Source organism: Allopseudospirillum japonicum (genome assembly GCF_900108915.1).
Taxonomy (GTDB): domain Bacteria; phylum Pseudomonadota; class Gammaproteobacteria; order Pseudomonadales; family Halomonadaceae; genus Pseudospirillum; species Pseudospirillum japonicum.
The window spans coordinates 24,359-38,236 of sequence record NZ_FNYH01000013.1 but is presented as its reverse complement, the minus strand read 5'-3'; the positions used below and the strand labels follow the sequence as shown (position 1 = coordinate 38,236).

Annotated in this window: 14 protein-coding genes; 8 read left to right on the top strand and 6 right to left on the bottom strand. The window is 45.3% G+C overall.

From position 1 onward, the window contains the following. Positions 1 to 18: 18 nt before the first annotated feature. From trmB to BMX05_RS10895, 4 genes are all read right to left on the bottom strand, one after another. Positions 19 to 690 (bottom strand): tRNA (guanine(46)-N(7))-methyltransferase TrmB, encoded by a 672-nt coding sequence (trmB, locus tag BMX05_RS10910; protein WP_093311732.1) that lies wholly within the window; start codon positions 688 to 690, stop codon positions 19 to 21. 23 nt (positions 691 to 713) lie between these two features. Beyond that, the gene (locus BMX05_RS10905; RefSeq protein WP_093311729.1) at positions 714 to 1,484 is read right to left on the bottom strand and encodes a ParA family protein; all 771 of its coding nucleotides are present in this window, start codon (positions 1,482 to 1,484) and stop codon (positions 714 to 716) included. Between the two features lie 79 nt (positions 1,485 to 1,563). Beyond that, positions 1,564 to 2,313: a lysophospholipid acyltransferase family protein gene (locus BMX05_RS10900; RefSeq protein ID WP_093311726.1), complete on the bottom strand. Its 750-nt coding sequence runs from the start codon at positions 2,311 to 2,313 to the stop codon at positions 1,564 to 1,566. A gap of 27 nt (positions 2,314 to 2,340) precedes the next feature. Beyond that, a complete protein-coding gene (locus BMX05_RS10895) occupies positions 2,341 to 3,147 on the bottom strand; it encodes a sugar nucleotide-binding protein (RefSeq protein WP_093311723.1) in 807 nt (268 codons plus the stop codon). 216 nt (positions 3,148 to 3,363) lie between these two features. Here BMX05_RS10895 and BMX05_RS10890 point away from each other — a divergent pair, with 216 nt between their 5' ends. Continuing rightward, positions 3,364 to 4,368, top strand: coding sequence for a universal stress protein (locus tag BMX05_RS10890; RefSeq protein WP_218139043.1), 1,005 nt, complete (start codon positions 3,364 to 3,366; stop codon positions 4,366 to 4,368). A gap of 27 nt (positions 4,369 to 4,395) precedes the next feature. Here BMX05_RS10890 and BMX05_RS10885 read toward each other — a convergent pair whose 3' ends face one another. Next, the gene (locus BMX05_RS10885; protein ID WP_093311801.1) at positions 4,396 to 4,713 is read right to left on the bottom strand and encodes a DMT family transporter; all 318 of its coding nucleotides are present in this window, start codon (positions 4,711 to 4,713) and stop codon (positions 4,396 to 4,398) included. A 173-nt stretch (positions 4,714 to 4,886) separates the two neighbouring features. On the opposite strand from BMX05_RS10885, the gene BMX05_RS10880 reads away from it, so the two are divergent. Beyond that, on the top strand, positions 4,887 to 7,250 hold the full coding sequence (locus BMX05_RS10880) for an EAL domain-containing protein (protein ID WP_143051967.1): 2,364 nt from the start codon (positions 4,887 to 4,889) through the stop codon (positions 7,248 to 7,250). On the opposite strand, the gene BMX05_RS10875 is transcribed toward BMX05_RS10880, so the two are convergent. Continuing rightward, positions 7,247 to 7,789, bottom strand: coding sequence for a hypothetical protein (locus BMX05_RS10875; RefSeq protein ID WP_093311717.1), 543 nt, complete (start codon positions 7,787 to 7,789; stop codon positions 7,247 to 7,249). The two genes, BMX05_RS10880 and BMX05_RS10875, sit on opposite strands and share 4 nt — an antisense overlap. A gap of 237 nt (positions 7,790 to 8,026) precedes the next feature. Here BMX05_RS10875 and BMX05_RS10870 point away from each other — a divergent pair, with 237 nt between their 5' ends. The 6 genes from BMX05_RS10870 (at position 8,027) to BMX05_RS10845 (ending at position 13,753) form a co-directional block, all read left to right on the top strand. Next, on the top strand, positions 8,027 to 9,133 hold the full coding sequence (locus BMX05_RS10870; RefSeq protein ID WP_093311713.1) for a methyltransferase: 1,107 nt from the start codon (positions 8,027 to 8,029) through the stop codon (positions 9,131 to 9,133). 185 nt (positions 9,134 to 9,318) lie between these two features. Then, positions 9,319 to 10,278, top strand: a complete 960-nt coding sequence (gene accA / locus BMX05_RS10865) for an acetyl-CoA carboxylase carboxyl transferase subunit alpha (protein WP_093311710.1) — start codon at positions 9,319 to 9,321, stop codon at positions 10,276 to 10,278. Between the two features lie 4 nt (positions 10,279 to 10,282). Then, on the top strand, positions 10,283 to 11,638 hold the full coding sequence (tilS, locus tag BMX05_RS10860; protein WP_093311706.1) for a tRNA lysidine(34) synthetase TilS: 1,356 nt from the start codon (positions 10,283 to 10,285) through the stop codon (positions 11,636 to 11,638). Between the two features lie 18 nt (positions 11,639 to 11,656). Beyond that, positions 11,657 to 12,313 carry a hypothetical protein gene (locus BMX05_RS10855; protein ID WP_093311702.1) on the top strand — a complete coding sequence of 219 codons (657 nt, stop codon included), beginning with the start codon at positions 11,657 to 11,659 and terminating at the stop codon, positions 12,311 to 12,313. Between the two features lie 284 nt (positions 12,314 to 12,597). Continuing rightward, positions 12,598 to 12,867 carry a 30S ribosomal protein S20 gene (gene rpsT, locus BMX05_RS10850; RefSeq protein WP_093311698.1) on the top strand — a complete coding sequence of 90 codons (270 nt, stop codon included), beginning with the start codon at positions 12,598 to 12,600 and terminating at the stop codon, positions 12,865 to 12,867. 97 nt (positions 12,868 to 12,964) lie between these two features. Further along, positions 12,965 to 13,753, top strand: a complete 789-nt coding sequence (locus BMX05_RS10845) for a glucose 1-dehydrogenase (RefSeq protein ID WP_093311692.1) — start codon at positions 12,965 to 12,967, stop codon at positions 13,751 to 13,753. The last annotated feature ends 125 nt before the right edge of the window (positions 13,754 to 13,878 follow it).

Below are 13,878 nucleotides of genomic sequence, written 5' to 3'. Positions count from 1 at the left end.
CTCTGTAAATCAATTGCTCTAGGAAGACACTAGAACTTGATAAAGTGGATGTCCACTGGCTTGGTATTTACGTTCAAAGGCAGTTAAAGGTTGACGTGCCACCTCTTGCGAATCTAAAAGCTGTACTGGCGCACTACGACGATAAAAAGCTAAGGCTGCAGCCCATTCTTGTGCATAAATCAACCAGTTAGTCCGCATGATTAAATAGGGGCTGATGGCTAATAAACTCGGCCAAACCGGGTGAGCATGCCAGCGGTAGTGTAGTTGGCTCGCTTTAGGATAAGGGTTAGGATAAAGCACATAATGACGAGCAATCGGCCATTGATGTATGTGCAATAAGCGCCAAAAATCAACTAAATCTGCACGAATTAAGCAGGCATTCGCCGGCAAAGGGCCTAAACGTCGGCTTAATCTCGCTGCTGAGCGATCAACACCTATCACAAAGTGCTGCGGAAAAGTCTGCGCTAATAGGCGTGTACTGACACCAACGCCACAGCCTGAATCCAAGATAATCGGCCCTTGATGGGCTTGCCAAGCGCTTTGTGCTTGTATAAAAGCTTGTTGATTAAAATCTTGAATCGGTTTATGAAACCGACTTTCTGCATAACGAGCCACTTGAGCGAGCAAATGCGGATGGATTTGGTGTTGCTGGCTGACAGGCAAGCGTGAATTAGCAAAATCTTCTGGCATATTTAAGTAATCATTTTGATCCGTTATTGGTTTTGTAAGTGCTCAAATAAGCGTACAAATTCTTTCGTTAATTTATGCTTAGGCGCATATTGAATTAATGGCTGGCTGACTTGATGAGATTCACGCATTTTCACTGAGGCACTCAGATGAACCGGTAATAAAGGTTGCTGACTGGCTTGTAAATCTTCAATCATTTGTCGTGGCAATTTAGCTTGCGCATTAAACTGGTTAACAATAATACCTTCAATTTGTAAGTCTCGGTTATGATCTTCTTTTAACTCAGCAATCGCTGCTTGCAAATTATACAGTGCATGCTGTGAGAATAAATCACAATCAAAAGGAATCAGGCAACGTTCTGCCGCAATTAATGCCGAACGTGAGAAGAAATTCAGTGCCGGCGGAGTATCAATAAAAATATACGTATACTCCTGACTCAGCTTTTGTAAGGCATCTCTCAGCTTGTACATTTTATAGCGGGATTCTAATTTAGTTTCTAAACTTTCTAACTCCGGATGCGCAGGCCACACATGCAAATGATCGAAAGGTGTCGCATGAATCATTTCTGCAAGGGTTTTGCGCTGACCAAGCAATGAAAGCTCTTGATGAAAAAAATCCCATAAAGAAGTTTCTAACTCGCTGATGGGTTGCCCTAATAAATAGTGGCTACTATTGCCTTGAGGATCTAAATCCACTACGAGCGTTTTATAACCTAAATGGGCACTAATGGCCGCGAGATTACAGGTAATACTCGATTTGCCAACCCCCCCTTTTTGATTAAAAATAACACGACGCATAGAATATCCTCTTTTGTGATTTGCGTGATAGAGAGACAAAATAAGGTGTCACAAGGACACCTTGATAGCAGTTCTGTATTTAATCTTGCGTAGCTGTTTGCACATATTGGTCTGATACTTGGGCTTTGTGTGTTTGCATCCAAGCAGTGACTTCTTGATGCACTTCTTCCGTTTTACGATCCTTAGTCGCAATAGGGGTACCAAAACGCACACGGATACAGCCAGGGGTTTTCAACCAAGATTGAGTTAACCAGTGTTCACCCGCATTATGCACCACAGGGATCACAGGAACACCCAAACTCACAGCCAAAGCAGCTCCCCCTTTATTTAAACGCCCTTCTTGCTGTGGTGCCAAACGTGTGCCTTCAGGAAAAATCAACACAGAATAGCCCGCTTGCAACCTCGCTTTCCCTTGCATTAACACTTGCTTCATCGCATTGGTGCGTTGGCTACGATCCACGGCAATAGGATTTAAAGCCGCCAACCCCCAACCAAAAACTGGAATACGTAGAAGTTCTTTCTTTAATACAGTACATAAAGGACGGGTTACCAGCTGAAAATAAATGGTTTCCCATTCGCTTTGGTGATTGCTAAGAAAAACACAGGCTTGTTGCTGAGGAATCTTATCTAACCCTTCGATTTGGTAACGAATACCACAGGTGATCTGAAGCCAAAACAGCACAAAGGCATTATAGCGTGTGATCAACCATTGGCGCTGGCTACCGCGAAGCAAAAGGCTGATAGGCACAAAAACCAAGCCGCTTACCAACAAGGCACAAAAATAACCAAGATAAAACACGAAACTGCCGAGATAAACTCTCGCGCTCATGGCGCAATCCTTTCGATTCAATACGAGTTAAGGGAGTGAATGGCTGTAGATTTGGTTTACCAGTTTGGGTAAATCCTGTTTCCACGACCTTTGGTGAATCGCAAAGGTATCTAAGACACGCCGACAGTTCAACAAGCGCGGGACGCTTCTTGCGTGGGTTTCCTCCGGTGGATCAGGCAAGGGCTCATGTTCTGCGGCAAGGCGGCGGATACTTTTTGCCACTTCAAGTTCACTGCTTTGCTCATGACCTGTGTAATGATACAAACCCCATAATCCTTTGGGATGATGAAAGTTTTGCAACAAAATACCCAAAATAGCACGGCTTAAATCTTCTAAGGTCGTCAGGCAAAAGGTTTCTTCATCTTGTGGCCAAGTTTGCTGGCGCATTTTTTCTAAGAGACTTTCTAAGCTCGTTTGATCCAATAAATACCCTGTACGCATGATAAAGTGTTTGGGATAGCAGGAGATTTTGTTTTCTTGCTCAATCCACCAAGTGCCCAGTTCACAAGCCGCATCTGCATGGTCTTCCTCTTGCAGAGAAATGCGATGCCCTGCAACATAAACTTGTTGAGAAGACAAAAACAAATAGCCAGCGCCCCAAGCACGTGCCTGTTGCAACAAACTATCAACCTGTTTGCTCGCCTGCTGGTAAGGCGCCATATCAGCAACCGAAGTATATAAAGTACGCTGTGCAACCAAGGGTAAGTGCACCACATAATCAGGTGGGGTGCTGACAGGAAAATCCTGCCATACATGCACGCCATAATAGCTTTGGCACACTTGGAGCAAATGCGCTTGTAACTGGGGGGAGTCACATACCAGCAAGATATTCATAGGCGGGGTCTCTTCATCTTATCAGGGTTTTGGCAATCTACAGGGTTTCATCCAACCTACAGGAGGTTCAGGGATTAGACTAGATTATCTGCTTGGTTTCAGTATTACCACTTTGGCACGGCATCTGCTAAATATCGATATTAGCCTGATCGAGCAACCGCGCCCAGATTGGTCTCGGTCGTTTTTTGACAGGGGTTTAATCATGGCATCGGCAAAATGGCCGGTGTTAAGATAGCCGCTAACCTAAAGCCAGTATCTAATCAGTGGCTGGCTTTAATTTCGCTAGAACGCAAGCCCTACAACTCGCAGGAGGATCGAGAGACGCATATTTGCTGTATTCATGCCAACGCCTCTCGTGCAAGACTGATGAATAAAATTATTGCCTGTATTGATGCCTCTCAACTCAACACCTCAGTCACAGATGCCGCAATCTGGGCGGCACAAAGTCTGCAAAAGCCCTTGATGTTTTTACATACCTTGGAGAAACAAGCCCAACACGGTGCGGATGATTTGACAGGCGCTATTGGTTTAGGGGCGCGCACTCAATTACTGATGGAAATGACTGAGCTAGATGCACAACGTAGCAAGCTCGCGTTGAAGTTGGGTAAAGAATTGCTTGCGCAAGCAGTGCAACAAGCACAAATGGCAGGGATTGATGCGCCTGAAAGCAAGCAAGAGCATGGGGATTTCGTTGACTCTCTCCAAGCATTAGAAGCCGATGCACGCTTGCTTGTCGTCGGGCGTTGCGGTGAGCATCATGCCAATCAAGGTTTTAAAGCCCTAGGCTCACATATTGAAAGCCTGATTCGCCAAGTGCATACCCCTGTGTTACTGACGCCACCTGAGTTTAAAATCCCAAGCAATTTTATGTTGGCATATGATGGACGAGCGACCGCAGATCAAGCCGTGCAACGTATCCTAACAAGTGGCTTGTTAAAAGGGTTAGACTGTCATTTGGTTAGCGTTAAAAATAAGGAAAGTGAACTCGCTACCAAGTTTGCTCAGACGCAAAAAACCCTGGAAAATGCTGGTTTTAAAGTGCATGCACATCTATCAGAAGGCCCGATTTTTGACACTTTACTAGCATATCAGCAACAAAACCAGATTGACTTATTAATTATGGGTGCTTTTGCACATTCTAAATTACGCAGGCTATTTGTTGGTAGCAATACCCTGCGGATGTTAGAAAGCTTACAAGTACCTTTAATTATTCTTAAATAACCAAACAATTAGCTGCTTAATTTTTATTTAGGCAGCTAATTTTAATACAGCAACCCCTGCAACAATCAGTATAATACCAAAATAACGTGCTAAACTTGCAGGATCGCCATAAAATAACACGCCAACAATAAAGGTTCCAGCAGCACCTATGCCTGTCCAAATAGCGTACGATGTGCCCAAGGGAATCTGCTTTTGTGCTAACCATAGCAAAGCACCACTTGCTGTCATAAAAAACACCGCAACAAAAAGGCCTAAAATACGCGTATTTTCTTGCTGTGCCATTTTTAAGCCGACAGGCCAACCAATTTCGAACAAGCCTGCCAGTATTAAATAGAACCAAGCCATAATAAAAATCTCAATAAAAAATTGCTCTATCCTTTGAGGGACCCAGTCCGCAAACATTCTACAATAGTGTATAGAATAAAAATGTAAACTTTTATTACTTTGGCTTTCTATCCTTGGAATAGGCTGGTATCGTAAAGATCAATATATTTCATATTAATACAAGGGTGTAAAGTGTGCGCACTGCTTGTCCATCAGTCAAAAAAATAATGTTTTTTGTAGGGGTGTTTGCCTGCTTACATTTGGGTATATCCAAACTTTATGCACAGGAACAACCACAAAAATCACTTACTTTAGGTTTACCGGCATTTTGGGATAAAGAAACTACCCGCCGACAGTGGCAACCTCTTGCTGATTATCTCAGCCAAAGCTTGCCAAATGCAGAGATTCACTTACAAGTGCTGGATTTACCAGAATTCGAGCAAGCTTTGGCGCAGGAAGCATTAGACTTTATTTTTATTAACCCTTCGTTATATGTGCTTTATACCTATCGTTATGGTTTATCTTCGCCACTAGCAACTTTAGTGAATCATCAACATGGGCAAGATTTACCGCATTTTGCTGGGGTGATTTTTACCAAAGCCAGCAATGCGTACATCCATAACCTAGCGGATTTACGTGGACAAACCCTAGCGGCGGTTGCGCCTGAGTCCCTAGCGGCCTATCAAATGCAGGCTTACGAGTTAAGACAAATTGGCCTCTATTTGCCGCAAGATGCCACCATTTTATGGACAGGTTTGCCTCTACAACAAGTCGTTGATGCAGTGATGGCAGGGCAAGCGGATGCTGGCTTTATTCGTGCTGGGGTCTTAGAAAGTTTGCAAGCGCAAGGCCAGCTCGCTGCCCAAGACGTGCGTATTATTGGACGTATCCATTATCCAGATTTTCCGTTAGCGGCCAGTACACGTTTATATCCTAACTGGCCTTTTGCAGCACGTCGGCATTTAGATAATGAGCTTTCTCGGCAAGTCGCCAGCGCTTTGCTCGCTTTGCCTTGGCATGGCGAAGTAGCGCAGCGTTTACAGATTACAGGGTTTTCTGTTCCTGGGGATTATCGCCTGATTGATCAATTACTGCGTGAATTAGAATTAGCACCTTTTGATCAAATCAATTTAAGCTGGCGTCAAATATGGGCGCGTTGGCAATATCCACTATTAGTTATTTTTAGTTTATTTGCTTTATTTTTAGTGATTAGTCTCATTTGGTTGTTACGTGCCAACAGGACATTACGGCATTCACGTGCTTCTATTCATAAACTCGCTTATTACCATCCTTTAACGCATTTACCTAACCGTGCTTATTTATTAGAAAGCCTAGCCACATGTTTACAAGAGGCAAAAGCCCAACAAGCTTTACTTTTAGTCAATTTGGATCAGTTCAAAACGATTAATAATGCACGAGGCAGCCAGTTTGCTGACAAAGTTCTCGAATTATTGGCACAAAGATTACTTCATTTAAAGACCGACAAAGTCAACATTTTTCATCTCAATGCAGACGAATTTGCAGTATTAGGAACTTTAGAAGCTCCCGAGCATTTACTGGAGACCTTACTGGCAACGTTTGCTTTAGATGGGGAAATCCTTCATTTATCTATCAGTGCTGGGTTAGCAAAGTACACTTGTTTAGAAACACCAGCCCATGCAGAATCCTGGCTAAAGGCTGCCAGTACTGCTTTAAGCCAAGCTAAACAAGCCGGTGGGCGTCAGCTGGTGGTTTTTGATCCCGTGATGGCAACAAATTTTCAGCAAACCTTTGAATTAGAAAATGAATTGCTACATGCCTTACAAACACAGGCCTTTGAGCTTTATTTGCAACCTCAAGTGGATGCACAAGCCCAAGTGCGTGCTGCAGAAGTTTTGTTACGTTGGCCGCATCCTACCAAGGGGATGATTTCGCCGGCTCTTTTTATTCCGATTGCAGAAAAATCACACTTGATTGTTGATTTAGGATGGTGGGTGGTTGAAGAAAGCTTAAAAATTGCCCAACAAATACAAAATCGACAAATTATGCTGGCTATTAATATTAGTGCCCGCCATTTTCGCCAACAAAATTTTGTTAGTCACTTATTTTATTTGCTCAATCAATATCAAGTCGAGGCACAATACATTACCTTGGAAATCACTGAAAGCTTAGTGATTGATGATATACAAGATTTGGTAACGAAAATGCAGGCATTAAAGGCTTTAGGGTTTCATTTATCGATTGATGATTTTGGTACAGGCTATTCTTCACTAGCCTATTTAAAGCGCTTACCTATTCATGAATTAAAAATTGATCGTAGTTTTATCAAAGATTTGCCTGCAGATAAAGACGCAGCTGCCTTGGTCGAAGCGATTTTAGCAGTTGCAGATAAAATGCAATTGCGCGTAGTTGCCGAAGGGGTAGAAACTCAGGAACAAGCGGACTTTTTGAATCAACGCGCGCAGCTTTTGCATCAAGGTTATTTCTTTGCACGTCCGCAAAGTGCACAAGTTTGGTTAAAGACTTGGCAATCATCTATGCAAGGGCTGCCGAGGATGACAGCCCTTGCAAAGTTTTAGGCGAGTTCTGCACGAATCTCAATAGCTTGCGTGGCGGGGATTTCATAACGCTCACGGATGCGGCGCTCTAAGTGTGCGCTATGCACCAAAGGGTTATCCACAACTAAATGTCCGTGGACTGCACCACTGATGACAGGGCGCACAATCAAGACGCCAAGCGCCCATTGCCACCAGTGACTGATGCCAGATTGTGCCATCAAAAAGAGTACCAGTATCAACAGCGCCCAGGTCGCAACATCAACAAAATCAATTTTGGAACCACATCCCAAACGGGGCATTAAGAAACTGACTTTATCCATCGCGTTGAAAATATCTTTTTTCAACTCATGTGCAGGCACTTGCAGTAAAGTGTACTCAGCAGATTCAGGGCAAACACCTGCACGACCAATACGCAGGCTGCCTTGTTGATAAAATTCGTCACTGGTAAGACGCAAAAAGTTATTCACACGTACATCACCAAAAAATAGTTTACTCAGCAAACCCGCAAAAGGATCTTTATGTGGCGTTTGTTGGGTACCTGCAGAAACCGCTTCACTCATGCTCGCTAACCTCATCTATTCTTTTTTTGTCTTGGGGACTTTTTGTGGAGACTTGGATGTCCCTAACTCAATAGCCCAGCACTAATCAAGCTGACTGCGCCAAATACTAAGCCTTAGGTTTTATTAAAAGCAATGCGCAGATAGTCGGGGGCTGTCGCGTTATACTATCGCCTGATACTTAAGCTCTCTAGTATACCTAGCTCCCCTGTATTTTGTGTATTTTTTAGGAAACCTTGTATGTCGATTGCTGCCCCTAGTAGCCAACTTCTGGCTAAATATGCTGAACTTTTCGCGCCTTATGCTTTGTGGGTGACAGGCGCACCCATTGCAGATCCTTGGTTACTTCAATGGCAAGCGCAAGCGCAAAAAATGCATCTTTGGTGCCAAGATTGGCGTGTTTATCAGCAATGGCAGCAAGCAGGTTTGGCAGATAATGTCCATTTTGCAGCAACGCCGCCGCCAGCACTCACCGCTAATGCGGGGGTATTATATTGGCCAAAGGCACGTGAGGAAGGCGAATACTATTTAAGCCTAATGGCACGCTATTTACCCAAAGATGCCCCCCTATTTATTGTTGGTGATAATAAAGGCGGCATCAATCCCGCAATGAAACGTTTAACTGCTGAGGGGATCAATTTACATAAAGTAGCCAGTGCACGCCGTTGTAGCCTGTACCAAATTACCCAAGGACTTGCCCAATTAGCCACACAAGCACCGCAAGAGACTTGGTCTAGTTGGCTGTATCAAAATTTACACATCCACTCGCTGGCTGGGGTTTTTGCACATGGACATTTAGATGCAGGGACAGAGCTTTTATTAACGACGCTAGCCGAACACCCAAAACTAGAAGCTTTAAGACGCGGGCGCAAATATCGTACGTTTAAAGGGAAAGAAGTTGATTTAGGTCCCTTGAAAGTTCTTGATGTGGGATGTGGCACAGGGATTATCAGTGCAGCGCTCAAACAGCACCAACCCTTATTAGAAGTCAGTGCCACGGATGTGAGTGCTTTGGCCTTGGCCGCCAGTGAACGTACCTTTGCTGCAAACCAGTTAGACATTCAGTTATACCCTGCCGATATGTATCAAGGCTTACCCAAACAGCGCTTCGATTTGATTGTAAGTAACCCACCTTTTCATACTGGACGCAGTACAGATTATCAACCAGCATTGACTTTAATTGAGCAAGCGCCAGCTTGGTTGGATGCTGAAGGACAGATTTTACTGGTCGCCAATCGGTTTTTACCTTGGGAAACAGCACTAAATCAAGTATGCGCTCAGGTAACAACCTTGGCACATAATGCACAATTTAATGTGTATTTAGGGCGGGGTATTCGGCGTTCTTAAGCGATCAAGGCTTGCCGCCTCTTGACCTGCAAACCCAAAAGGCGGAAAGTTGCGCCTTTTGGCGCATCAATTCTATAATCTGGCCCCATGTGCCTGCTTTGGCTAAGCTCTGTATTCACTCTTAGCCCTCCAGATGAAGGAGGCTGCAGGCGAGACTCGCTCCTGATTGAATACGGACCCTCGCAATGAATCCCAATTTTCTTGAATTTGAACAGCCTATCGCTGAACTTGAAGCTAAAATCGAAGAATTACGCTTGGTCGGCGATGATAACCAACTTAATATCAGTGAAGAAATTGAGCGCCTACAAGAAAAAAGCACCAAATTAACGGAGCAAATTTTTAGTAATCTGACAGCTTGGCAGGTTTCTCAATTATCACGTCATCCACAACGTCCCTATACTTTGGATTATATCCGTCTGATTTTTAGTGATTTTGATGAGATTCACGGTGATAGACACTTTGCCGATGATGCCGCGATTGTTGGCGGTATTGCCCGTTTAGAAGGCCAGCCAGTGATGATTATTGGTCATCAAAAAGGGCGTGATGTCAAAGAAAAAGTCCGCCGCAACTTTGGTATGCCACGTCCAGAAGGCTATCGTAAAGCGCTGCGTTTAATGCAAATGGCAGAGCGTTTTAAATTGCCGATTCTCACCTTTATTGATACGCCAGGCGCTTACCCCGGCGTTGATGCGGAAGAACGAGGCCAATCCGAAGCCATTGCCTTTAACCTTGCAGTGATGTCACGTCTGCAAACCCCGATTATTTCCACCGTCATCGGTGAAGGTGGCTCAGGAGGTGCTTTGGCAATCGGCGTATGTGATGAGCTGATGATGTTGCAATACTCCACCTATTCGGTGATTTCTCCTGAAGGCTGTGCATCTATCTTGTGGAAAAGTGCCGAGCGCGCCGCCGATGCCGCTGCCGCTATGGGTATCACAGCAGAGCGTCTACAAGAGTTAGGCTTTGTCGATGCCTTAATTGATGAACCTTTAGGCGGTGCACACCGCAGCCCTGAGCGTATGGCTGATAATATTCGTCAAGCACTGGGACAAAGCTTAGCGCGTTTACAAGCTTTGGATACTGAGGTGCTCTTAGAACAACGTTATCAGCGTCTTATGCGTTTCGGTGCACCTGAAGCGGCCTAATCCAGTGTTGAATTGCGCACTCTCTGCGGCTGTCGTGGCCGCAGAACAGGCTCCTTTATATCAAGCCTTTCAAACAACACTTCATCAAGCTTTCGTACAACCTCCTGTTGGGCTACAAGTTGCCTTAAGCGGGGGGATGGATTCTAGTGTGTTACTCGTGTTGGCACACCTTTATAGTCAAAAATACCAGTACCCCTTACAAGCGATTCATGTGCACCACGGTTTATCACCACATGCAGATGCTTGGTTAAGACATTGTCAGCAGCTTTGTGGCTATTTTGCAATTCCCTTGCAAACCCGCAAAATCCATTTGGACACCAAAACCAATCTGGAAGCACAAGCAAGACGCGCCCGTTATCAGGTGTTTGCCCAAGTGTTGCGCCCTGATGAGGTACTTTTGCAAGGTCATCACCAGCAAGATCAAGCAGAAACCTTTTTATATCGCGCCTTGCGCGGTGCTGGGGTACGTGGTTTGGGGGCAATTCCTTCACAACGTGCGCTGACTTTGCCACAGGGTCAAGCTTATTTAGTACGGCCTTTACTTGAGATCAATCGGCTGAAGCTGCACGCTTTTGCTGAACAAATCGGCCTGACTTGGGTGGAAGATGAATCTAATCAAACCATGCGCTTTGATCGGAATTATTTACGTCACCAAGTCTTGCCGGTTTTACAGGCACGTTGGCCACAAGCACAACAGCAAATGGCTTTAAGTGCCCACTATTGTCAACAAGCACACAACTTACTGGATACCTATCTACAGGCAGATTTACAGCAAGTATTAGAACCCAGACCAGCGTATACACGGGCTTTGAGTCGGCTCACCTTGCAAGCCCCTTTTGATACTTGGCCTTGGATACGTCAACGCGCTGTGCTAGCGGCTTGGTTAGAAAGCTATGGTATCGATTTAGCAGGGCATCTGTGGGCAGAGTTACACACAAGTGTGTTAGCAGCGGCGCAAGATACGCAAGCCTGCTTAAGTTGGCAAGGGCATCACATTTACAAGTATCGCCAGCATCTCTATTTGGTGCCTGCGCTCGCTGACAAGATTAACCCAGATTGGCATACCACTTGGTCAGGACAAGCACCTTTAGTGACCCCTTGGGGTACTTGGCATTATCAAATACAAGGACCACAACAGGAAGCTTTCCATATCCGCTTACGCCAAGGTGGGGAAAAGTTAGCCATGGCGCGCCGTGGTACGCAAAGCTTGAAAAACTTGTTACAGTCGCTAGGCATTCCCCCTTGGGAGCGCCCTTATTTGCCTTATGTCTACCATCAAGGACGCTTGATTGCTGTACTGCCCAAGCTGGCGGCGGCTGGCTGGCATATACAAGCAAGGGATCAACAAGATCAAGCGTAAACTCAACAGGATTTATCTATGTTTTCAGCAACAAAAATCAGCAAGGCAAGCCGAGTACTTGCCGCATTAGGACTTGGGCTGGTCTTAAGTGCTTGTGCCTCGCGTGAGATGGATGGCTCTTTTAGTGGCTCCACCTCGCAGCGTTTAGTGACCCATAGTATTGATGATATGGTCCGCGAACTGCCAGAAAGTTTCGGTGAATTGGCCGGCTATAAGGTTTGGCTAAATTCGTATTTTTTGCACGATAACGCATTGAAAGGCTATGCAGATCAGCGCTTATTAACCGAATTAGAACAAACTTATGGACTGGTACGCGCCGATCAAGCCGAGCACGCCGATATTGCGCTGACGGTCTTTTATACGTCTTTGGCCACTAACCGAGATAACTTCGGGATCAGTATTCCCTTAGGTTTTATTCCTGGGGTGAATGAGACGGCTTCCTTAAATGTAATCACCTTGGAGAAATTCCACGGGATTGCAGAAATGTATTATTACCTCAGTCCTTTATCTGCCAAAGCACAAGCGATCAAAGATCTGAGTAAACCGCAGCGGGGGCCAACTTTACAGGCGGTGGTGCGTACTGATGCCTTGGGTCTACCTTTTATCACAATTCCTATTTCTAACCTTGATCGTCATGAAAAAGAAGGGATTCGCGGCCATTTAGGAGCAGAGTAATCCCTATTAACAGGCGAAATTGCATCAAGGCAGCCGCAGAATTACAGTGGCTTTTGCGCGCAGGCTTATGCTAGAATCCGGCTTCCTCTCAGATGACAACCCTAGGATTGACAGCTAAGTAGCAAAGGCGCATCATTTTCGCCCCCTGCTATTTGGTGTATGGTGGCTAGTTGGGCCTGTTCACTCACTAGCGCCGCACTTGATTAAGCCTGCGTGGCAAGCTCCGTCTTGCTAAAGGCGGGGTTTCGAATTCTTACTTTTAGCTAACTCCAAGGAGCTAGACAGTGGCAAACATCAAATCTGCCAAAAAGCGTGCGCATCAAGCGGAAAAACGTCGTCAACACAATGCGGGACAGCGTTCTATGGTCCGTACTTACATCAAGCGCGTTATTGCAGCAGTACGTGCAGGTGATCATGCAACGGCTATGGCGGAATTCCGTGTCGCTCAGCCTGTGATTGACCGTATCGCAGACAAGGGCATTCTTTCTAAGAACAAAGCAGCGCGTACTAAAAGCCGCCTGAATGCACGTATCAAAGCTTTGGCTGCTGCTTAAAGTAGATATTTGCATCTCACGCTTGACTTTTGCGTGCCAGAAACCGACGTTATCCACGTCGGTTTTTTTGTAGCTTTTTAATAGGTCGGTGGATTTTATGCACACAACGTCTACAGCGTCAGCTCATACCCCTGTTGCCATTGTAACCGGAGGGGCACAAGGTATCGGGCGTGCGATTTGCGGCACCTTGTTAACCCTAGGGTATCAGGTGATGATTGCTGATATTGATGTAGAAGCTGGGCAAGAGTGCAAAAATCTGCTGATGGATTTAGGTCCTATCTTATTTCACCATACAGATATTAGCCATGAAGACTCGATCGCCTTTATGGTCGATATGACCTTGGAGCGTTTCGGACGCTTGGATTTATTGGTCAACAATGCTGGCCTCGCAGTGCCTTTTACCGGTCCCATTGAAGATTTGAGCTTAGCTACTTGGAACCAATATTTAAGCGTGCATCTAAGCGGTAGTTTTTTATGCGCTAAATATGCCATTTCAGCTTTAAGGGAAAGTCGCGGCAGTATCATTAATATTGCGTCGACTCGTGCCCTGCAATCTGAACCAGACACAGAAGCCTATGCCGCGGCTAAAGGGGGCGTTCTCGCTTTAACCCATGCTTTGGCGATGAGCCTTGCACCTGAAGTTCGCGTCAACAGTATTAGCCCCGGCTGGATTGAAGTCGGCGATTGGCAGAAAAAAAGTGTCCGCACCGAACCGGTACACTCTGAACGCGATTTACAACAACATCCGGTTGGACGTATTGGCCGTCCTGATGATGTGGCATCTTTAGTCGCCTATTTAGCTTCAGATGCTGCAGGGTTTATCACAGGGCAGAATTTCGTAGTGGATGGCGGTATGACCCGCAAGATGATCTATGCTGAGGATTAAATCCCAAAGATAGCGATCAAACTTACCATATCCAGCTGGCAACAAGACCCTAGAAACACCTCCTTAAACACCCAGCAAAGTGAATACAAAGCATGCTAATTTCCTAGGTGATCTTGCTCGGATTC